This window comes from Halosimplex salinum, assembly GCF_003730195.1.
In the GTDB taxonomy this organism is placed as follows: Archaea; Halobacteriota; Halobacteria; order Halobacteriales; family Haloarculaceae; genus Halosimplex; species Halosimplex salinum.
In genome coordinates, this window is sequence record NZ_QWGG01000013.1 from 88511 (window position 1) to 106329 (window position 17819).

The 17819-nt window shown below is 67.6% G+C and carries 23 protein-coding genes and 1 tRNA gene; 15 read left to right on the top strand and 9 right to left on the bottom strand.

Annotation, left to right across the window (positions count from 1 at the left end):
• Positions 1 to 19: 19 nt before the first annotated feature.
• A complete protein-coding gene (locus D1409_RS22275) occupies positions 20 to 379 on the top strand; it encodes a hypothetical protein (RefSeq protein ID WP_123539170.1) in 360 nt (119 codons plus the stop codon).
• 32 nt (positions 380 to 411) lie between these two features.
• Here D1409_RS22275 and D1409_RS22280 read toward each other — a convergent pair whose 3' ends face one another.
• Together D1409_RS22280 and D1409_RS22285 are read right to left on the bottom strand one after the other, a co-directional pair.
• Positions 412 to 1362, bottom strand: a complete 951-nt coding sequence (locus D1409_RS22280) for a zinc-dependent metalloprotease (protein ID WP_123539171.1) — start codon at positions 1360 to 1362, stop codon at positions 412 to 414.
• A gap of 90 nt (positions 1363 to 1452) precedes the next feature.
• Complete coding sequence (locus tag D1409_RS22285) at positions 1453 to 1716, bottom strand: hypothetical protein (RefSeq protein WP_123539172.1); 264 nt, start codon at positions 1714 to 1716, stop codon at positions 1453 to 1455.
• Between the two features lie 126 nt (positions 1717 to 1842).
• Between D1409_RS22285 and D1409_RS22290 the strand changes: the two genes are divergently transcribed.
• Positions 1843 to 3018 carry an enolase C-terminal domain-like protein gene (locus D1409_RS22290; RefSeq protein WP_123539212.1) on the top strand — a complete coding sequence of 392 codons (1176 nt, stop codon included), beginning with the start codon at positions 1843 to 1845 and terminating at the stop codon, positions 3016 to 3018.
• A gap of 5 nt (positions 3019 to 3023) precedes the next feature.
• On the opposite strand, the gene D1409_RS22295 is transcribed toward D1409_RS22290, so the two are convergent.
• A complete protein-coding gene (locus tag D1409_RS22295; protein WP_123539173.1) occupies positions 3024 to 3530 on the bottom strand; it encodes a hypothetical protein in 507 nt (168 codons plus the stop codon).
• A 132-nt stretch (positions 3531 to 3662) separates the two neighbouring features.
• On the opposite strand from D1409_RS22295, the gene D1409_RS22300 reads away from it, so the two are divergent.
• Together D1409_RS22300 and D1409_RS22305 are read left to right on the top strand one after the other, a co-directional pair.
• A complete protein-coding gene (locus tag D1409_RS22300; protein WP_123539174.1) occupies positions 3663 to 4769 on the top strand; it encodes a Gfo/Idh/MocA family protein in 1107 nt (368 codons plus the stop codon).
• 12 nt (positions 4770 to 4781) lie between these two features.
• Positions 4782 to 5720: an amidohydrolase family protein gene (locus D1409_RS22305; RefSeq protein ID WP_123539175.1), complete on the top strand. Its 939-nt coding sequence runs from the start codon at positions 4782 to 4784 to the stop codon at positions 5718 to 5720.
• 64 nt (positions 5721 to 5784) lie between these two features.
• Here the strand turns inward: D1409_RS22305 and D1409_RS22310 are convergent, their stop codons facing one another.
• Positions 5785 to 6174, bottom strand: a complete 390-nt coding sequence (locus D1409_RS22310; RefSeq protein ID WP_123539176.1) for a PIN domain-containing protein — start codon at positions 6172 to 6174, stop codon at positions 5785 to 5787.
• Positions 6171 to 6371 carry a DUF7557 family protein gene (locus D1409_RS22315; protein ID WP_123539177.1) on the bottom strand — a complete coding sequence of 67 codons (201 nt, stop codon included), beginning with the start codon at positions 6369 to 6371 and terminating at the stop codon, positions 6171 to 6173. The genes D1409_RS22310 and D1409_RS22315 overlap by 4 nt, the downstream gene beginning before the upstream one ends.
• Positions 6372 to 6529: 158 nt before the next feature.
• Here D1409_RS22315 and D1409_RS22320 point away from each other — a divergent pair, with 158 nt between their 5' ends.
• The 4 genes from D1409_RS22320 (at position 6530) to purF (ending at position 9480) form a co-directional block, all read left to right on the top strand.
• Positions 6530 to 7597: a M20/M25/M40 family metallo-hydrolase gene (locus D1409_RS22320; protein WP_123539178.1), complete on the top strand. Its 1068-nt coding sequence runs from the start codon at positions 6530 to 6532 to the stop codon at positions 7595 to 7597.
• Positions 7598 to 7693: 96 nt separating this feature from the next.
• The gene (locus D1409_RS22325) at positions 7694 to 7879 is read left to right on the top strand and encodes an LSM domain-containing protein (protein WP_123539179.1); all 186 of its coding nucleotides are present in this window, start codon (positions 7694 to 7696) and stop codon (positions 7877 to 7879) included.
• Positions 7876 to 8049 carry a 50S ribosomal protein L37e gene (locus D1409_RS22330; RefSeq protein WP_123539180.1) on the top strand — a complete coding sequence of 58 codons (174 nt, stop codon included), beginning with the start codon at positions 7876 to 7878 and terminating at the stop codon, positions 8047 to 8049. The genes D1409_RS22325 and D1409_RS22330 overlap by 4 nt, the downstream gene beginning before the upstream one ends.
• A 3-nt stretch (positions 8050 to 8052) precedes the next feature.
• Positions 8053 to 9480 (top strand): amidophosphoribosyltransferase, encoded by a 1428-nt coding sequence (purF, locus tag D1409_RS22335; protein ID WP_123539181.1) that lies wholly within the window; start codon positions 8053 to 8055, stop codon positions 9478 to 9480.
• Between the two features lie 33 nt (positions 9481 to 9513).
• On the opposite strand, the gene D1409_RS22340 is transcribed toward purF, so the two are convergent.
• The gene (locus D1409_RS22340) at positions 9514 to 9705 is read right to left on the bottom strand and encodes a XapX domain-containing protein (protein ID WP_123539182.1); all 192 of its coding nucleotides are present in this window, start codon (positions 9703 to 9705) and stop codon (positions 9514 to 9516) included.
• A 416-nt stretch (positions 9706 to 10121) separates the two neighbouring features.
• Between D1409_RS22340 and D1409_RS22345 the strand changes: the two genes are divergently transcribed.
• From D1409_RS22345 to D1409_RS22355, 3 genes are all read left to right on the top strand, one after another.
• Complete coding sequence (locus D1409_RS22345; protein WP_123539183.1) at positions 10122 to 10727, top strand: response regulator transcription factor; 606 nt, start codon at positions 10122 to 10124, stop codon at positions 10725 to 10727.
• A 65-nt stretch (positions 10728 to 10792) separates the two neighbouring features.
• Complete coding sequence (locus D1409_RS25475) at positions 10793 to 11113, top strand: winged helix-turn-helix domain-containing protein (RefSeq protein WP_123539184.1); 321 nt, start codon at positions 10793 to 10795, stop codon at positions 11111 to 11113.
• A 174-nt stretch (positions 11114 to 11287) separates the two neighbouring features.
• Positions 11288 to 12604 carry an MFS transporter gene (locus tag D1409_RS22355; protein WP_123539213.1) on the top strand — a complete coding sequence of 439 codons (1317 nt, stop codon included), beginning with the start codon at positions 11288 to 11290 and terminating at the stop codon, positions 12602 to 12604.
• Between the two features lie 215 nt (positions 12605 to 12819).
• Here D1409_RS22355 and D1409_RS22360 read toward each other — a convergent pair.
• Positions 12820 to 12904, bottom strand: a tRNA-Leu gene (locus D1409_RS22360).
• 147 nt (positions 12905 to 13051) lie between these two features.
• Between D1409_RS22360 and D1409_RS22365 the strand changes: the two genes are divergently transcribed.
• The 4 genes from D1409_RS22365 (at position 13052) to D1409_RS22380 (ending at position 16465) form a co-directional block, all read left to right on the top strand.
• Positions 13052 to 13558 (top strand): helix-turn-helix domain-containing protein, encoded by a 507-nt coding sequence (locus tag D1409_RS22365; RefSeq protein ID WP_123539185.1) that lies wholly within the window; start codon positions 13052 to 13054, stop codon positions 13556 to 13558.
• Positions 13559 to 13658: 100 nt separating this feature from the next.
• Entirely contained in the window at positions 13659 to 14660 is a 1002-nt protein-coding gene (locus D1409_RS22370; protein ID WP_123539186.1) for a hypothetical protein, read from the top strand.
• A gap of 65 nt (positions 14661 to 14725) precedes the next feature.
• Positions 14726 to 15862, top strand: a complete 1137-nt coding sequence (locus D1409_RS22375; RefSeq protein ID WP_123539187.1) for an acyl-CoA dehydrogenase family protein — start codon at positions 14726 to 14728, stop codon at positions 15860 to 15862.
• A 75-nt stretch (positions 15863 to 15937) separates the two neighbouring features.
• On the top strand, positions 15938 to 16465 hold the full coding sequence (locus tag D1409_RS22380; protein ID WP_123539188.1) for an HAD family hydrolase: 528 nt from the start codon (positions 15938 to 15940) through the stop codon (positions 16463 to 16465).
• A gap of 27 nt (positions 16466 to 16492) precedes the next feature.
• Here D1409_RS22380 and D1409_RS22385 read toward each other — a convergent pair whose 3' ends face one another.
• Together D1409_RS22385 and D1409_RS22390 are read right to left on the bottom strand one after the other, a co-directional pair.
• Positions 16493 to 16726 (bottom strand): DUF5822 domain-containing protein, encoded by a 234-nt coding sequence (locus tag D1409_RS22385; protein ID WP_123539214.1) that lies wholly within the window; start codon positions 16724 to 16726, stop codon positions 16493 to 16495.
• 72 nt (positions 16727 to 16798) lie between these two features.
• Complete coding sequence (locus D1409_RS22390; protein WP_123539189.1) at positions 16799 to 17602, bottom strand: alpha/beta fold hydrolase; 804 nt, start codon at positions 17600 to 17602, stop codon at positions 16799 to 16801.
• Positions 17603 to 17819 lie beyond the last annotated feature (217 nt).

Consider the following 17819-nt stretch of genomic DNA (forward strand, 5'->3'; position numbering starts at 1 on the left):
TGCCCGGGGGTGGGCGTCGGTGGTAGATCCGATCTCCGCGGCCGAGCGCTCGACGTTCAACCGCCGGCTCAAAGCCGGTGTGACCGGGCTGGTCGGCGCGTCGGCGGGGCTGATCGCGCTCCAGATCGACGCGACGCTCCCCCAGACCGCCGGAGCGGTCGCGCTGGGGCTCGTGATCGGCTATCTGATGGCCCGGTTCGTCGTCCCGTCCGGGCCGTCGCCCGCCGACCGCCAGCGCGCCCGGAGAGCCCGAGAGAACCCCTTCGAGGACGACGAGGACGGGACGGACGGTGGAACCGACCGTCCGGGCGACGACGGCAACGGCGACGACGACAGTGACCGCACGCGCTCGCGTTCGAGCGACCGGGGCCGTCGCTGACGGATCGAGGCCGATCGAAAATCGTTCTCCGACTACTCGCCGACGCGAGCGAGCCACAGCGCGGGGTCTTCGAGTTCGGCGTCGCTGGGGAGGTTGTTCGGGTCGTCCCAGACGACCGACGCGCCCTCGATGCCGCGCTCGTCGGCGACGGCGTCGAAGAACGCTTTCCCGCGCTCGTACTGGCGGCGCTTCATCCCGAGGCCGAGCAGTCGGCGGATCACGCGGGCGACGGGGCCGCGACCGCGGCGACGTGCCTCTACCTTCTCGCGGAGGTCGGCGTACTCGTCGTCGAACGCGCGGTCCATGATCAGTTCGGCGTACCCCTCGACGGCGGTCATCGTCGTGTCGAGTTCCTTGAGCGCGTCGCGGTCCAGGTGACCGTCGCCGAGCGCCTCGACCGCGCCTTCCATCGTGGTCTCGAGGTGGTCCGAGAGCCACGGGGCCGCGCCGAACTCCGCGGCGTGTGCGATCTCGTGGAAGGCGATCCAGCGACGGAAGCGCTCGAAGTCGACGTCGAGGTCGTTTGCGACCTTCTCGATGTTCGGGTGGACGAAGTAGAGGGCGTGGTCGTCGCCCTCCGCGAGGAGGAGCGGGTCGTACTGGCCGAGGACGTTGTTCCCGAGGAACGCGAGCGCGACGCTCATCGTCCCGGTGTTGACGACGCGGCTGGCGCCGGGGAACATCGTCACCTGCTCCTCGAGCGGGCGCATGACGCGCCGGAAGGTGGCGACGTTGGCGTCGATCCAGTGGTGGCGGTTCTGGATCTCGACCGCTTCCGGGAGGTCGAACTCGATAGCGGCGACCGAGCGGACGCGGTCCCGGGCGTCGCGCACGTCGTCGGCGTAGCCGGTCTGCTCGGCCTCCGTGAGCGCGATCGACCCCGGGTCTGTCGAAGCCTTCGCGGCGTCGGCCACGGCGGTCCAGTCGACCGGCCCGTCGCCCGAGGCCGTCGTGACCGCCCGGACGCTCTCGTAAAGTCCCATACCGGAGTCAAGTGACCCGGCGGGAAATGCCTTCTCCCCACCGTTGAGCGGGCCGGGGAGCGGGCCGCGAGCGGCCCGTCACTCCCCCGATCACTCCTCGACGACCGGTTCGCCCGAGCCGCCGAGGATCCGCCGCAGGACGACGGTGAGCAGGATGAGGCCCACGAACGCGAAGACGATACCGAACGGTCCGGGCCGGCCGCTGTCGGTCGCATCCGCCTCGTCGCTCTCGTCGCCGCCGAAGGAGAATGCGCTGGTGGCCTCGTCGGCCGGTCCTCCCTCGCCGCTGTTCGGGGCGTTGGCGGTGAACTGTGCGTCGTCCAGGTGCACCTCGAAAATCGTAAGATCGACCATATGTCCTCTTCGGCGACAGGCCGGAAAGGGGTTTCGGCGGGACCCGTGACCCCTTCGCGAGATCGGAACCGGCGCTGTCCGCCGACACCCTGCCCATTCTTCCCCGTGGGAGGCGACGGCGACGGTATGGCACCGGAGATCACGAAGATAGAGAGCATCGAGTTCGCCTACGAGATCCCGGACGTGGGCACCGACCACCACGGGTTCAACCTCGTCTACGAACCCGGGAGCGTGACCGAGCGGAAACTGTTCGCGGTCACCGTGCACACCGACGAGGGGATCACCGGCGAGTACGTCGGCGGGAACTCCCCCGGCGCCGCCCAGATCAACACCTTCGCCGACTACCTCGTCGGGAAGAACCCGCTGGAGCGGGAGAAACACTGGTCGGAGATCAAACGCGCCCTCCGCAAGTACGATCGCATGGGCATCGGTCCGATCGACATCGCGCTCTGGGACTTCGCGGGCAAGTACTACGACGCGCCGATCCACGAACTGCTCGGCACGTACCGCGAGCGCATCCCCGCGTACGCGTCGACCTACCACGGCGACGAGAACGGCGGGCTCGAAACGCCCGAGGACTTCGCCGACTTCGCCGAGGAGTGCCTGGAGATGGGGTACGACGCGTTCAAGATCCACGGCTGGGGCGGGAGCGACGGCTCCCGCGACCTCGACCGCGAGGTCGACGCGGTACACGCCGTCGGCGAGCGCGTCGGCGACGAGATGGACCTGATGCACGACCCCGCCTGCGAACTGGAGACGCTCGCCGACGCGCTCAAACTCGGCCGCGCGCTCGACGAGGAGGGGTTCTACTGGTACGAGGACCCCTACCGCGACGGCGGCATCTCCCAGCACGCCCACCGGAAGCTCCGCCAGCAGCTCGACACGCCCATCCTCCAGACCGAGCACGTCCGCGGGCTCGAACCGTTCACGGACTTCATCGACGCCGAGTCGACGGACTTCGTTCGCGCCGACCCCGAGTACGACGGCGGGATCACCGGCGCGATGAAGCGCGCCCGCGTCGCCGAGGGCCACGGTCTCGACGTGGAGTTCCACGCGCCCGGCCCCGCACAGCGCCACTGCATCGCCGCGACCCGCAACAGCAACTACTACGAACTCGCGCTGGTCCACCCCGACTGCCCGAACACCCAGCCGCCGGTGTACGAGGGCGACTACTCGGACATGATCGACACCATCGACGACGACGGCACCGTCGGCTTGCCGGAGGGGCCGGGCCTCGGCGTCGACTACGACTGGGACTTCATCGAGGCGAACGCGACCGGAAGCGTCCACACGTACGAGTAGCGCCCTCAGAACCCGGTGTCTTCGTCCCGCGGCCGCGTTATCTCGACCGGGAACGAGCACTCGGCGGTCCGGTCGAACATCGCGACGGAGACGTTCACCCGCTCGGGCAGGCTGTGGCGGAGCGCCCGGCTTGTGGGACCGGTCAGCGGGGCGTCGCGGACCACGATCCGGTCGAAGCCGCCCGTCCATCTGACGCCGCTGTCGCCGGTCGTGAACCGTCGGTCGAGCGACGATTTCAGCCGGTCCGTGGCGGCGTCTTTCCCGTACCAGCAGGCGAACTCGTCGAACGGCTCGAACACCTGTTCGCTCCCGCTCGCCGACGTCCAGAACCGGACGGTGTCGTTCTCCGGGAAGTAGTGAGCGGGACCGAACTCCTCCGGGTCCGGTTCGTGGTCGACGTGGACGGTGTCGCCGACCGACTGGACCGTCGTCGGCCAGAAGCCGATCAGGACGAACACGACGACGAGTATCGGGACCGCGACGACGAGCAGCCTGCCGGTCCTCCCGAGCACGCGCCGCTGTTCCGACGGAATCGACAAAATGCTTTGGCCGCGGCTACGAGTGGCTTCGAGCGGGCGCTCGGGACGCGCTGACCTGCCGGCCGTCGGGGAACCTCCAAGACCCCCCCGCTTCATGCGGTAGGTATGGCGACATATCGCGCGGGCATCATCGGTGCCGGTGGCATCGCCGGCCTGGGTATCCTCGGGATGCACGACGAGGAGGACATCGGACGGAAGAAGTTCACTGCGAGCCACGCCGGCGGGTACGAGGCGACCGACGAGATCGAACTCGTCGCCGTCGCGGACGTGGACGAGGAGAAACTCGACCGTTTCGGCGAGGCGTGGGACCTCCCGCCGGACCGCAGATACGTGGGTCACGAGGCCATGCTGGAGTCCGAGGACCTCGACGCGGTGTCGGTGTGTACGCCCTCGTATCTCCACCACGGCCACGTCGTCGACGCCGCTCGCTCCGCGGCCGACCCGGACGTGATCTGGTGCGAGAAGCCCATCGCCGCGTCGGTGACCGACGCCGAGGAGATGGTCGCGGTGTGCGACGAGACGGACACCGAGCTTCTGGTGAACCACTCCTTCCGGTTCACCGAGAAACAGCGACGGCTCCGCGAACTCGTCCGCGACGAGGGAATCCTCGGCGACGTCCACTCGATCAGCACCCAGTTCCGCATGGAGCTACTGCGCAACTCGACGCACCTGCTGGACATGCTCGTCGACTTCCTCGACGCCCGTGCGGAGCGGGTGTCCGGGTACATCACCGGCGAGAACGAGGCCGTGGATTCGCTCGATGCGGGCGAGCACGTGGACGACGCGGGCGGTGGCGGGTTCGTCGTCATGGACGACGGGACGTTCGTGACCGTCGACTGCACCGTCCCGCGGGCGGACTCCTCGATGACGCTCCAGTTCGTCGGGAACGAGGGCAAACTCTACCTCAACAACGACGACGGCGAGTGGCGCTACTGGCGCCTCGAAGACGGTGACCACGTCGAAGAGGACCTCGCCGAGTACGGTATCGAGGGCGCCTGGACGTGGGAGGACGACTACGAGCGCGCGTTCCCGAACGCCGCCCGGCACATCGAAGCTCTCCTGGACGGCACAGCCGAGAACCGCTCGACCGGTCGCGAAGCGACGCGCTCGCTGGAGATCATCGTCGGGTTCTACGTCTCGCACTACACCGGCGGACAGGTGTCCGTCCCGTTCGACCGCCCCCTCAGAGACGTCGAGATCACCTCCTGGTGAGGTGCGAGGAGGATGCTGATCGACACGCACACGCACGCGTGGGGCGCCGACACGGCGGAACTCCCGTGGACCGAGTCGCTCCTCCCGCCTGGTTGGGACGGGCCGTACACCCACGAGGCCCTCGTGGCGGACATGGACCGAGTCGGCGTCGACGAGGCGGTCGTCGTGTCGACGCCGCTGTACGGCCGCGGGCCGCGCGCGAACGAGTATACGATGCGGAGCATCGAGGCCCACCCCGACCGGCTCTACGGCGTCGGCCACACGCACTACTTCGCGCCGGGCGAGGGGCGAACGCCCGCCGATCCGGAGGCGCTCCGGGAGCGAGTCCGGCAGGTCGTCGGCCACGAGCGGATGCTCGGCGTCCGGTTCTACGCGGCGCTCGCGTACGACGAGACGCCGACCGAACTCGACCGAACCGGCGACTGGATCACCGACGACGCGCTCTCTCCGGTGTTCGAGGAACTCGCCGCACGGGACGCCTGCCTGTACGTCTTTCCGAAGGCCGAACAGCTCGGATACGTCGCCGACGTGGCCGACGAGTACCCGGATCTATCGGTCGTCGTCGACCACGCGGGCTATCCCGACGCGCGGACCGACCCCGAGGAAGCGCCGTGGACGGCGTTCGAGGCGGTCGCCGACCGTTCGAACACCTACGTCAAGGTGAGTTCGCTTCCGCGGTCGGCCGCCGAAGCGGGGTCGAACGGCGGCCACTCCGGGGGCTCGCCCGGCGGGGAGTTCCCGTATCCGAACCTCCACGGGTACGTCCGGGCGCTCCTGGAGTGGTTCGGGCCGGAGCGGCTCCTGCTCGGATCGGACTACCCGTGGATGGACGAGTGGGCCGACTACGAGTCGTGTCTGCGGTGGGTCGACCACGTCGACTGGCTGTCGTCGCGGGACGCGGCGTGGCTCAGGTACCGGGCGTTCGATCGACTGCACGGCGTCTCGCGGTAGCCTGGTTCAGGAACCTCCCGATCAGCGAATGTGTCCTGTACGCGCCGAACGGAGTGGACCTCACCTACGTTCTCAGGTTCGTAACCTGCATCGCGTCTTCGAGGGCGTCCGTCTGGAAGTCGGCGTCCGCTACGACGAGTTCGTCGCCCGTAGATCGGGCGGTTGCGGCGACGAGCAAGTCCACTGTTGCCAACCGTTCGCCATCGTCTATCAGTTCGTCCTGTAACCTCGCCGCCTCGATCGCGATAGATTCGTTGAGTTCGATAGCCTGGACTCCCGCAAAATCCTGACGGACACCGCCGATGTCGGTGTTATCACTCCCCAGTCGACCATTGAGTACCTCGAACACGCATACTGTGGAGGTAAGCCACGGCTCCCGCCCCTCGATATACTCGCGAACGGTGCTATCGTCCCGGAGATACTGGATAATCGTCGACGTGTCGAGGAACGTCATTCGTCGGGCCGCTCCCTGCCGTCACGGAGCCGCTCCATCGCCTCTTCTGCCTCCTCGTCTGTCCATACACCGGGCGTCATGGGTTTCTCCTCGCTCGTGATTCGTCTGAGAAACTCGTCCCATGTCTCGTCGTCGCGTTTCAGACCATCGAGGCGGTCCTTCGTCTCCGAATCCACCGGGATCGAGGTTCGACTCATATGAATTTATGATGAATTCATCGCGGAAAAGGGTTTGCCGGGCGAGCATCGGATCCTTACCGCGGCTGATCCGATCGATCCTTCGACGCCGACACGAACGCTGTCTGTGTCGATTCGGCACCCGCACGTTTCAAGGCGATTCGGGAGTAGGTGGCCCCATGGACGACACGCGCCGCGAATTTCTGGACGACCTGCTCTCGACCGCGAGCCCCTCGGGCTACGAGGTGCCGGGTCAGCGGATCTGGATCGACTACGTCGAAGCGTTCGCCGACGACGTACAGACCGACGAGTACGGCAACGCCGTCGCCGTCCACGAGGGGAGCGACGACTGCGACGTATCGGTCGCGTTCGCGGGCCACGGCGACGAGATCGGATTCATCGTCCGCGATGTCACCGACGACGGCTTCCTCTCGATCGGGCGGGTCGGCGGCTCCGACAAGACCGTCGTGCCGGGACAGCACGTGACGGTTCACACCGACGACGGTCCGATCGACGGCGTCGTCGGACAGACGGCGATCCACATCCGGGATTCCGACGACGACGAGGCGCCGGACATCGCCAGACAGCACGTCGACATCGGCGTCGAGGAGGGCGAAACGGCCGAGGAACTCGTCGAGGTGGGCGACCCCGTGACCTTCACCCAGCGGGTGCGAGAGCTCGAAGACGGGCGCCTGACCGCGCGGGGGATGGACAACCGCGTGGGGATCTGGGCGGCGGCAGAGGGGCTGCGTCGGGCCGTCGAGGCCGGCGCCGACGCGACGGTGTACGCCGTCAGCACCGTCCAGGAGGAGGTCGGACTGCAGGGCGCCCGGATGGTCGGGTTCGACCTGGACCCCGACGCCGTGGTCGCCTGCGACGTGACTCACGCGACGGACTCGCCGGGCGTGCCGGGGGAGAAATCCACCGGCGTCGAACTCGGCGAGGGGCCGGTCGTGGCGCGGGGGAGCGCGAACCACCCGGCGCTCGTGGCGGCGGTCCGTGACGTGGCCGCCGAGGCGGACCTGGACGTACAGCTACAGGCGACCGGGAGCCGGACGGGGACGGACGCAGACGCGTTCTACACGGCGCGAGGCGGGACGCCGACGCTCAGTCTCGGGCTCCCCAACCGGTACATGCACACGCCGGTCGAGGTGATCGACGCGGCGGACCTGGACGAGATGGCGGACCTGCTGGGCGCGCTGGGCGAGCGCGCCGAGGCGTTCGCGCCGTTCGGTGTAGACCTCTGAGTGCGGGCGGAGTCGCGGGACCGGACCGCCGTCCGGGGCGGACACGCCGATTGGGCAAGCGGTACGTTTATGCACACGACGACAGGCAGTCTGGGTATGAGTGGACGACCGCTGGACGTGCTGGAGGCGTCGCTCGGCGAGGAGGTCACGGTCCGACTCAAGGGCGGCGAGGAGTACGTCGGCGACCTCTCGGGCTACGACCAGCACATGAATCTGGTCCTCGAAGGCGACCAAGACACAACGATTATACGCGGCGACAACGTCGTCTCGATCAACCCATGACTGGCGCAGGAACCCCGAGTCAGGGGAAGAAAAACACCACGACACACGTCAAGTGTCGCCGGTGTGGCGAGAAGTCGTACCACGCAAAGAACAAAGTCTGTGCATCCTGCGGGTTCGGTAAGTCGGCCAAGCGACGAGATTACGCCTGGCAGGACAAAGCGGGCGAGTAGTAAATGCACGAGAAGTGCGGCGTTGTCGGCATCTCCACCGCGGGCCGTGACGTCGCCCGCCCTCTCTACTATTCGCTCTACGCTCTCCAGCACCGCGGCCAGGAGTCCGCTGGTATCGTCACCCACGACGGGTTCCAGCAGTACGAACACGTCGAGATGGGCCTCGTCGGCGACGCCTTCGACGAGGACGATCTGGACTCGCTGAACGGGTCGAACGGTATCGGTCACGTCCGGTACCCGACCTCCGGCAGCGTCAACAACTGCTGTGCCCAGCCGTTCTCCGTCTCGTTCAAGAGCGGGTCGCTCGGACTCGCCCACAACGGCAACCTCATCAACACCGACGAGCTCCGCGAGGAGCTCGCGGCGCTGGGTCACGCGTTCACCTCCGACGGCGACACGGAGGTCATCGCTCACGACCTGGCGCGCAACCTCCTCGAGGAGGACCTCGTCAGGGCGGTCAAGCGAACGATGAGCCGCATCCACGGCTCGTACTCGCTGACGATCACCCACGACGAGACCGTGCTGGGCGTGCGGGACCCGCAGGGCAACCGACCGCTCTGTATCGGCGAACTCGAGGACGGCTACGTGCTCGCCTCCGAGAGCGCCGCCATCGACACGCTCGACGGCGAACTCGTCCGGGACGTCAAACCCGGCGAACTCGTCGTCCTCCACGACGACGGGAGCGGGTTCGACACGTACCAGCTCGTCGAGACGGAACAGACCGCACACTGCTTCTTCGAGCACGTCTACTTCGCGCGACCGGACTCGGTCATCGACGACGAACTCGTCTACGAGGTGCGTCGCGACCTCGGCCGCGCGCTCTGGGAGGAGTCCGGTATCGAGACCGACGTGGTCATGCCCGTCCCCGACTCGGGCCGGTCGTTCGCCTCCGGGTACGCCGACGCGGCGCCCGAGGGCGTCGAGTTCGCGGAGGGACTGATGAAGAACCGGTACGTCGGGCGGACGTTCATCATGCCCACGCAGGACGAGCGCGAACGCGCCGTCCGGCTGAAGCTCAACCCGATCAAGAGCACCGTCGAGGGCAAGACCGTGACCGTCATCGACGACTCCATCGTCCGCGGGACGACCTCCTCGCAGCTCGTGGAACTACTCTACGAGGCCGGCGCCGAGGAGGTCCACGTCCGGATCGGCGCGCCGCCGATCGTCGCGCCCTGTTACATGGGCATCGACATGGCGAGCCGTGAGGAGCTCATCGCGGCGGACCGGTCGGTCGAGGAGATCCGGGAGGAGATCCAGGCCGACTCGCTCTCCTACCTCTCGATCGAGGCCATCGCGGAGTCGCTCCACAAGAGCGAGACGGACCTCTGTCTGGGCTGTGTGACCGGCGAGTACCCCTACGACATCGAAGGGGAACAGACCGACCGCGACGTCCAGCGGCCCGTCGTCGGCCACTCCTCGGCCGACGACTGATTCGGCCCCTTCGCTCTTCGTTCGAACTGCTCCCTAGAAGTAGCTGAGCACGTCGATCCCGACGTCGAAGTGGTCGAGTACGACGTACCCCACGTAGATACCGACGATGCCGAGCACGCCGGCCGCGTTCGGCGGCGCTGGGATCGGGACGTTCAGAAATCGGAAGACCGCGCCGGTCAGAAAGCCGGTCACCAGTGCGAGGAGCACGGTCGAAACGGATACCATACCCCGCCGTAGAGGCGGTTGCCACTCACGTGTTTCGACACGTCGCCGCGACGACGGCCTCACGGCGTCGTCACTGGTCGGGTGACGCACGTAGGAAAGGTGGGGTGGGTGGGTGTGGGGGTGGGGTGGGTGTGGCACCGTGCTGGTGCCGCATTTTGTCACATGAGGTGGGATGATATGAAAGTTGGGGTCAAGAAATCAGATTTGATACTCCAATACGACTTCGGCCCGACATCTGGAAGGGGTACCGCTACATGGCGAATACGTCCTCTCTATGGCGCCCGTCGATATCCTCGACTAGTTCTCATCTCTGTGAATCAGGGCGAAATCTACTTGCATCGGGTGACGAATCGTTCGACAATGAGGGCGATCAGACCGCACGGCGACGGAGGCGTGTCGACGCCGGGGGCGGGCGGATGACGGCGGAGCCGACGGTGCTGATCGTCGACGACAGTCGGCCGATCGCGGACACCTACGCGCAGTTCCTCGCGGACGATTACGATGTCGAGGCGGTGTACAGCGGCGAGGCGGCGCTCGAAGCGCTCGGTCCCGGTGTCGAGGTCGTGTTGCTCGACCGGCGGATGCCGGGGCTGGCGGGCGACAACGTGCTTACACGCGTTCAGGAGCGCGCGCTCGACTGTCGCGTGGTCATGGTCACCGCCGTCGCCCCGACGGCCGACGTCGTGGACCTCCCGTTCGACGAGTACCTCGTCAAGCCGGTCGGGCGGGCGGAACTCGTCGCCGTCGTCGACGAGATGGTTCGGCGAGCGACCTACGACGACGCCCTCCGGCGGTTCCTCGCGCTCGCCTCGAAGAAGGCGACGCTCGAAGCGAGGGTCGGGGACGCCACGCTCGCCGAGAACGACGCCTACGTCCGCATCGAGCGGCGACTGGCCGAGCAGCGCGAGGAACTCGGCATCGAGACGGAGGCGCTGGAGCGCGTGGTCGGCGGAGACTCGCCCGACATCGTGGAGACGGACGGCCGAGAGACGGTGGAACTCGACCGACCCGACTCACAGTGACGGACACGCTGGCTTCGGCGGGTACTCCGGTACGCTTACGGAGTGTGCTCCGTTGCGAGTTGGTAATGGAGGGGACCCTCTGGCACGTGCTCACGGGCACGCGCGGGGGCCGAAACCGCATCCGGGTCCTCCAGGCGATCGACGACAGGCCGCGCAACGCGCACCAGCTGGCCGACGACCTCGACTACAAGACGGTCAGGCACCACTTCGACGTGTTGCTGGACAACGACATCGTCGACAAGAGCGGCGACGTGGTCGCCGACTACGACGTGGCGCTGCGCGGTGGCGCCGTCTACACGGCGTTCGCCCAGGGGTATCTCACGCCGGACGACGAACCGGCCGACGAGGCCTTCGATCTCAACGTCGTCCGGGACGCGAGCTACTGACCCGGTCCCCGACCACTTCGGCCCGCCGCCGCCCCCGGTTCCGGCAGGCCGCTCTTCGGAACCGTAGATATGGCCGCCCGTATCCTTCGGATGCACAACGAAAATCGCATTCAATCAGTGGTGTGTAGATAGCGACACGATGGACGCTCGAAGACGCGGGTGGTCGGTCCGGCGATGAACCGAAACGACCGGTCGATCACCGCGTTCGTCATGGCCGGCCACGGACTGGTTCACACGTACGAACTGGCGGTGCCGATACTGCTGACCGTCTGGCTCGTCGAGTTCCCCGTCACGTCGGCGACGCTCGGCACCGTCGTCGCCGTCGGGTACGGCCTGTTCGGCGTGGGCGCCCTCCCCGCGGGCCTCCTCGTCGACCGCTTCGGCTCCCGCGTACTCGTCGTCGCGTGCATGCTCGGGATGGGGCTCTCCTTCCTCCTGTTGAGCGTGCTCCCGGGCGTCGCGGGCGTCGCAGTCGCACTCGCTCTCTGGGGCATCGCCGCCAGCGTCTACCACCCCGCCGGTCTGACGCTGATCAGCAAGGGCGTCGAAGCGCGCGGTGCCGCGTTCGCCTACCACGGGATGGCCGCCAACGCCGGCAACGTCGCCGGCCCCTTCCTGACCGCGCTCCTGCTGGTCGTCGTCGACTGGCGCGTGGCGGTCGCGGCTCTCGCGGTCCCGGCGCTCGCGGCGAGTCTCGTCGGGCTGCGCGTGGAGTTCGACGAGACCGCGGCGATGGCGGCCACCGACGGAGGCTCCGCGAACGGCGTGACCGGCGGTTCCTCGGGACGCGACGAGCGCCGGCAAACAGACGGTGGCGAGACGCCGGAGGCGAACGTCGAGTCGCTCTCGGAGTTCCTCTCGGCCTCTCGTGGGCTGTGTACCGTCGGATTCCTTACGGTGTTAGCCCTCGTGATGTTCAACGGTCTGTACTACCGCGGCATGTTGACCTTCCTCCCCGGACTGCTGAGCGACTTCCTCGAACCGCTGGTCGGCGCGGCGGGCGGGGCCGGACTCGGTCCGGTCGCCGACGGAGCGGTCGCCGGGGAGTTCGGCCTCTCCCGGTATCTGTACACCGGGTTGCTCGCCGTCGGCATCGGCGGCCAGTACGTCGGCGGGCGACTCACCGACGCCGTCGCGCCCGAGAAGGGACTGGCCGCGGTACTCACGTCGCTCGTCGTGATCGCCGTCCTGTTCGTCCCCGCGTCGCGCTCGCTTCCGGCTTTGATCGCGGTCAGCGTCGCGCTCGGCTTCGCGCTGTTCGGGATGCAACCGCTCACCCAGGCGGCCATCGCGAAGTACTCCCCGCCCGAACACCGGGGGCTCTCCTTCGGCTACACGTATCTCGCCATCTTCGGCATCGGCGCGCTCGGCGCCTCGGTCACGGGGGCGGCGCTCACGTACGGCTCGACCCAGGTGCTCTTTCTCCTGCTCGCCGGGTTCGCGGCCGCCGCGCTCGCGCTCGCCCTCTCGCTCGTCGTCCGCGGTCGGTGAGCGCAGCGTCCGCGGACCGAACGGTCTCCGCTCACCGGTTCCATCGTCGCCACGCTCGCTGCGTTCGCGTGACTCCCGAGGGACTGCACCTGCACGTCCGTCCCCGACGGAGAGGGATAGCCGTCGCTCGCTACGTCGCTTCGGTAGGAAATTTGCGTGGGTGCAGTCCCAAGGGAATGCACCTGCACTTCCGTCCGCGGTGAGCGGACTGGTAGTGCGTGGGACCGGATTTGAACCGGCGGACCCCTACGGGACAGCGCCCTCAACGCTGCGCCGTTGGCCTGGCTTGGCTACCCACGCACCGGGTGTCTGTCTGCCTGCGATTATTGGTTGCCTTGGCCCCGATAAAAGCCCTTTCGTTTACGTCCGACGACTCCGGTCGTCTGTCAGGTCATACGGACGAGAGAAAACGGGTCATTCAAATAGGGCCTACCCACTACCCCCCATATGGCGAAGTACTCGACCGGTGGCGCCGGCTCCAGCGCCAGCGACAGTTGCGAACTCTGCGGCGCGGAGAACGTCGACCTCCAGACCGCGAACGTCGCGGGCGCGACGCTCAGCGTCTGTTCCGACTGCGCCCAGCACGACGAGACACAGTCGAGCGGGTCGGGCGGCGACAGCGGTCGCGACGGCGACCGCAACCGGAAGAAACGGGCCGCCCAGAACACCGCCCGCATGCAGGACGCGACCCGGACGGACACCTCTCACTGGGAGGACGGCGCGGACTACGACGACGACCAGCTCCCCTACCTCGTGAACGACTACGGCGACGTGCTCGTCGAAGCCCGACAGGACGCCGGCCTCCAGACCGCCGAACTCGCCGACGCCATCGACGCCGAGGAGTCCGACGTGCTCGCGGTCGAACAGGGCCGCGCCACGCAAGCCAACGTCGGCGGCTCGCTGATCGGCGCCCTCGAAGCGGAACTCGACGTCGAACTCGTCGACTCGAACTGAACGGTCCCACCGGTCCCCGTCGGTGTTTTCAGAACGAGAAACCACTCGAAGAACATTTAGTGGTGTCGTGTAAACAGGCGTGACAGATAGGGGTGAGGTAATGTTCGACCAGTCCGGCGGGGAGACAGGGGTTCTCGGGGTGTCGACACCGGTCGGTGTGACGATCATGGTCGTCATCGTCGTCCTGCTCGCGACGCTGGTGACCGTCCTGACGACCGACATCGCGCGCTCGACGCAGGAGGGGTCACAGGTTCACGGCGTCGGGACGTTCGACATCGAATTCGAGGAGGGCGGCGCCGACAGTCTCAAGGTCGCCCCCAAATCGCTCAGAAACGAAGATTCCACGTACATTCTGGAAGTCAACGACAACCGCGTCTACCGGTGGGACGGTCACGAACGGCTCGATTTCAGCTGTCTGTACCCCGGCGACCACATCGAGATCCTCTCGAAAGAGGGCGATACGACGTACCCGGTCACGGACCATCGGATGGAGCGTGCGCTCGCGTGCGACCGGATCAGACCGCTCCCGGAGAAGTTCGAGTACGCCTACATCGACAACGCGACCGACAGCCAGAAGGTCCGCGTCCAGCCGGACTTCACGTTCGGTATCGAGATCGACCCCGACGGGACGGGGCCGGATCGGACGATGGGCAACTCGGTCGCGAAGAAGGACATCGGGACGATTCCGGTGACCAACCACTGGCACTACATCAGACGGTACGATAGATCGATCGAGGGGTTCTCACCGCCGGTCTGGGTCATCGTGATGACCGACAACGTCCACTGGAACAGCGTCGGTGGCGGTCTGAACTGGACCGACGACCCGTCGGACGAACCCGGAAAGGACGCCTACACACGGAGCGGGAGCGATATCATCCTCGACCCGAGCGGGAGCGAGCCGACCAACGACATCTACATGGTGTTCAAACCCGGCTGTTCCGGCAGCAAGCTCAAGATAATCGACGTGTCTGCGGGGTACACGAACCGGATATACATCAACGGCAAAGTGGCCGTTCCGGACACGTACCCCTACAATACGGGGGCCAAATCCACACCAGTCACGCTGAGCGCGCCCGCGGTCAACTGCCCGTCGAGTCCCTGACCCCCGAGTCCCTGACCGCCGGGACGGTCGGGCAATTTTTGCCGTCGCTCGCCGAAGACAGCCGCATGGAGCTTTCGGCCACGCAGGAAGCGATCCGCGAGACGGTCCGCGAGTTCGCGGACGAGGAGATCCGGCCGGTCGCCGCCGAGGCCGACCGTGACGGCGCCTTCCCGGAGCAGGTATGGGACGGCCTCGCCGAGTTGGACCTGACCGGGCTGACCGTCCCCGAGGAGTACGGCGGGTTCGACGCCGACCGGCTGACCTACGCGGTCGTCAACGAGGAGGTCGCCGCCGGGTCGCTCGCGGTCGCGACCGCCCTGTCGGTCCACTGCCTCGCCACGTCCTGTCTCGCCGAGTTCGGGGAGGCGTCCGTCCGCGAGGAGTGGCTCCCGGAGATGGTCGACGGCCGGCCCGTCGGCGCGTTCGCGCTCTCGGAACCCGACGCTGGGTCGAACCCGGCCGAGATGTCCACGACCGCGCGCGAGACCGACGACGGGGACGAGTACGTCATCGACGGGAAGAAACAGTGGATCACGAACGGCGAGCGCGCGGGCGTCGCGGTCGTCTTCGCGAAGACCGACCCCGACGACCCCGGGTCGGTGACGCAGTTCCTCGTCCCGACCGACGCGGACGGCCTCGAGGTCGGGAAGAAAGAGGAGAAACTCGGCCTGCGGGCCAGCGATACGACCAGTCTCGTGTTCGACGAGGTGCGTGTGCCGGCGCGCTACCGGCTCACCGAACCGGGGCGGGGACTCGCTGCGGCCTTCGCTATCCTGACGGGCGGCCGGATCGGGATCGCCGCCCAGTCCGTCGGGCTGGCACGGGCCGCACTGGACGAGGCCGTGGCCTACGCAGGCGAACGCGAGCAGTTCGACCGGCCGATCGGCGACATCCAGTCGATCCGGCACAAGCTCGCGGACATGTGGACGGACGTGCGGGCGGCGCGGGCGCTGACGTGGCAGGCCGCGATGGCGCAGGACCGCGGCGAGGACGCGCGGACCGCGGCGAGCGTCGCGAAGTACTTCGCCAGCGAGGCGGCGGTCGACGTGACCAACGAGGCCGTCCAGATCCACGGCGGCTACGGCTACACGACCGACTTCCCGGTCGAGCGGTTGTACCGCGACGCGAAGGTGACGACCATCTACGAGGGGACCAGCCAGATCCAGAAGAACATCATCGCCCGCGACCTGCTCGGCGAGTAGCTGTTCGACCCGCCGCCCCGCCGTCGGTCGATCGCTGTCGAAGCGCATTTGCGGACCAGGCGCCTATCGCCGCTCGTGACGGAGTACGACGCGATCGTTTACGACCTGGACGGCACGCTCGTCCGACTCGACGTGGACTGGGCGGACGTGGCCGAGCGCTGTGCGGCGATCCTCCGCGCCCGGGGCCACGACGTGTCCGACGCGAACATCTGGGACATGCGGGAGCTCGCGGCGGCTGACGGCCTGCTGGACAGGGTCGACGGCGCCATCGCCGAGTTCGAACGCGAAGGCGCCCGGAGCGCGGGCCGACTGGCGCTCGCCGAGGACCTCCCGCACTCGGTGCCCGTCGGCGTCTGTTCGCTGAACTGCGAGGCGTCGTGTCGGATCGCCCTCGAACTCCACGGGCTCGACGGACACGTCGACGCGGTCGTCGGCCGTGACTCTCACGAGACGGTCAAGCCCGACCCCGGCCCGCTGTTGCACGCCGTCGAGTTGCTCGGGGCCGACCCGGCGCGGTCGCTGTTCGTCGGCGACTCCGAGTCCGACAGAGAAGCGGCCCGCGCCGCCGGACTCGACTTCCAGTGGGTGGAGGACAGGGTCTGACCCGCGAGCACGCCTCGAGACGGCCGCTCAGTCGGTGTGGTGGCGCTCGTAGACGAACACGGAGAGTGCGGTGAGTATCCAGACGACGGCACCGACGCGGACGGCGAACAGCGCGCGATCGGTCCAGCTGGTCAACTCGACGGCGAGCGAGAGGGCCGCGACGAGGGGCGCTCCCGCGAGGATCGTGACCACGAACGTGATCTGCATCACTCGCCCGTAGTCGACGCCCTCCGGGTCTGTCTCCTCGACGCGCGCTGGCACGTGCGACGTTTCCGACGACAGCACCTTGAGTGCCCTGTTTTCCGCTGACCTCCGAACCTCCCTCGATCGTATTTAGCGCTCCACCCCGTCGAGAAACGCTCGCACCGTCCGATTGAAGGCGATCGGTCGCTCGGCCATCGCGAGGTGAGCGGCGTCGTCGATCTCGGCGTACTCACAGCCGGGGACGCGTTCGGCCAGATACTCGTGGTACGCGGGCGGCGTCAGCGAGTCGTGTTCGCCGACGACGGCGAGAGCGGGGGTGTCGATCTCGTCCAGTCGGTCGCGGACGTCGAACGTGTGGCACGTCAGGAAGTCGCGGCGCGTGACCGCTTGCCCCGCGGAGCGCATCTCGGACTTCGAGCGTTCGAGCGTCCGTTCGTCGGCGTCGTGGAAGAGTCGGTCGTCGCCGTGGAGGAACTCGACGGCGCGCTCGAAGTCGTCGGTCAGCCACTCCCGGAGGTCGTCGAGCACACTGAGTTTCGCGCCGGTTCCCGCAAGCACCAGCGCCGAGGGCTCGAACTCGGTGTCGAGCGCGACGTGCTGGACGACGGCACCGCCCAGCGAGTTGCCGGCGAGCACGGTCGCGTTCGTCTCGCGAGCGACGGCGATCACGTCTCTCGCGTACGCGTCGAGCGTCTCGGGACCGGGTTCGGTGTCGACGTCGTCCGAATCGCCGTGGCCGCTCAGGTCCACCGCCGCGGCGGGCCGAGCGGGTCCATCGGCACCGTACTGAGCGGCCCACACGCGATGTGTCGCACCGCTCCCGTGGACGTAGAGGACTCGCTCGTCGTCGCCCGCGTCGCCGGCGGAGACCGTGCCGGTGGCGCCCGCCAGCCGATAGGCCGTCTCGCGGCCGTGGTGTCGAACGGTCTGCATACGTCTCCGTTCGGTTCACTCCCCCAAAGACCTCCGCCCCACGCTGGGCGGGGGAGAGGTTTGGAGCGGGCGAGTGGCATTGAGCGAGCGAGAGGTGGGCGGAAATCAATCCCCACACGCGCGCATCTATTTGAACGCTGTCAGTGTGAACCGCAATTCTACCGTTTCCCGCAAATATGGGTACGTCCCCCGGTAAAGTTGCGATAGCTTTATATAC

Bases quoted from the DNA above. Each gene is read 5' to 3' on its own strand.
- D1409_RS22315 (WP_123539177.1), bottom strand. From the start codon at position 6,371: ATGAGTCGAACCTCGATCCCGGTGGATTCGGAGACGAAGGACCGCCTC.
- D1409_RS22285 (WP_123539172.1), bottom strand. From the start codon at position 1,716: ATGGTCGATCTTACGATTTTCGAGGTGCACCTGGACGACGCACAGTTC.
- D1409_RS22375 (WP_123539187.1), top strand. From the start codon at position 14,726: ATGGAGCTTTCGGCCACGCAGGAAGCGATCCGCGAGACGGTCCGCGAG.
- D1409_RS22305 (WP_123539175.1), top strand. From the start codon at position 4,782: ATGCTGATCGACACGCACACGCACGCGTGGGGCGCCGACACGGCGGAA.
- D1409_RS22390 (WP_123539189.1), bottom strand. From the start codon at position 17,602: ATGCAGACCGTTCGACACCACGGCCGCGAGACGGCCTATCGGCTGGCG.
- D1409_RS22370 (WP_123539186.1), top strand. From the start codon at position 13,659: ATGTTCGACCAGTCCGGCGGGGAGACAGGGGTTCTCGGGGTGTCGACA.
- D1409_RS22320 (WP_123539178.1), top strand. From the start codon at position 6,530: ATGGACGACACGCGCCGCGAATTTCTGGACGACCTGCTCTCGACCGCG.
- D1409_RS22355 (WP_123539213.1), top strand. From the start codon at position 11,288: ATGAACCGAAACGACCGGTCGATCACCGCGTTCGTCATGGCCGGCCAC.
- D1409_RS22300 (WP_123539174.1), top strand. From the start codon at position 3,663: ATGGCGACATATCGCGCGGGCATCATCGGTGCCGGTGGCATCGCCGGC.
- D1409_RS22340 (WP_123539182.1), bottom strand. From the start codon at position 9,705: ATGGTATCCGTTTCGACCGTGCTCCTCGCACTGGTGACCGGCTTTCTG.
- D1409_RS22280 (WP_123539171.1), bottom strand. From the start codon at position 1,362: ATGGGACTTTACGAGAGCGTCCGGGCGGTCACGACGGCCTCGGGCGAC.
- D1409_RS25475 (WP_123539184.1), top strand. From the start codon at position 10,793: ATGGAGGGGACCCTCTGGCACGTGCTCACGGGCACGCGCGGGGGCCGA.
- D1409_RS22365 (WP_123539185.1), top strand. From the start codon at position 13,052: ATGGCGAAGTACTCGACCGGTGGCGCCGGCTCCAGCGCCAGCGACAGT.
- D1409_RS22330 (WP_123539180.1), top strand. From the start codon at position 7,876: ATGACTGGCGCAGGAACCCCGAGTCAGGGGAAGAAAAACACCACGACA.
- purF (WP_123539181.1), top strand. From the start codon at position 8,053: ATGCACGAGAAGTGCGGCGTTGTCGGCATCTCCACCGCGGGCCGTGAC.
- D1409_RS22290 (WP_123539212.1), top strand. From the start codon at position 1,843: ATGGCACCGGAGATCACGAAGATAGAGAGCATCGAGTTCGCCTACGAG.
- D1409_RS22345 (WP_123539183.1), top strand. From the start codon at position 10,122: ATGACGGCGGAGCCGACGGTGCTGATCGTCGACGACAGTCGGCCGATC.
- D1409_RS22310 (WP_123539176.1), bottom strand. From the start codon at position 6,174: ATGACGTTCCTCGACACGTCGACGATTATCCAGTATCTCCGGGACGAT.
- D1409_RS22325 (WP_123539179.1), top strand. From the start codon at position 7,694: ATGAGTGGACGACCGCTGGACGTGCTGGAGGCGTCGCTCGGCGAGGAG.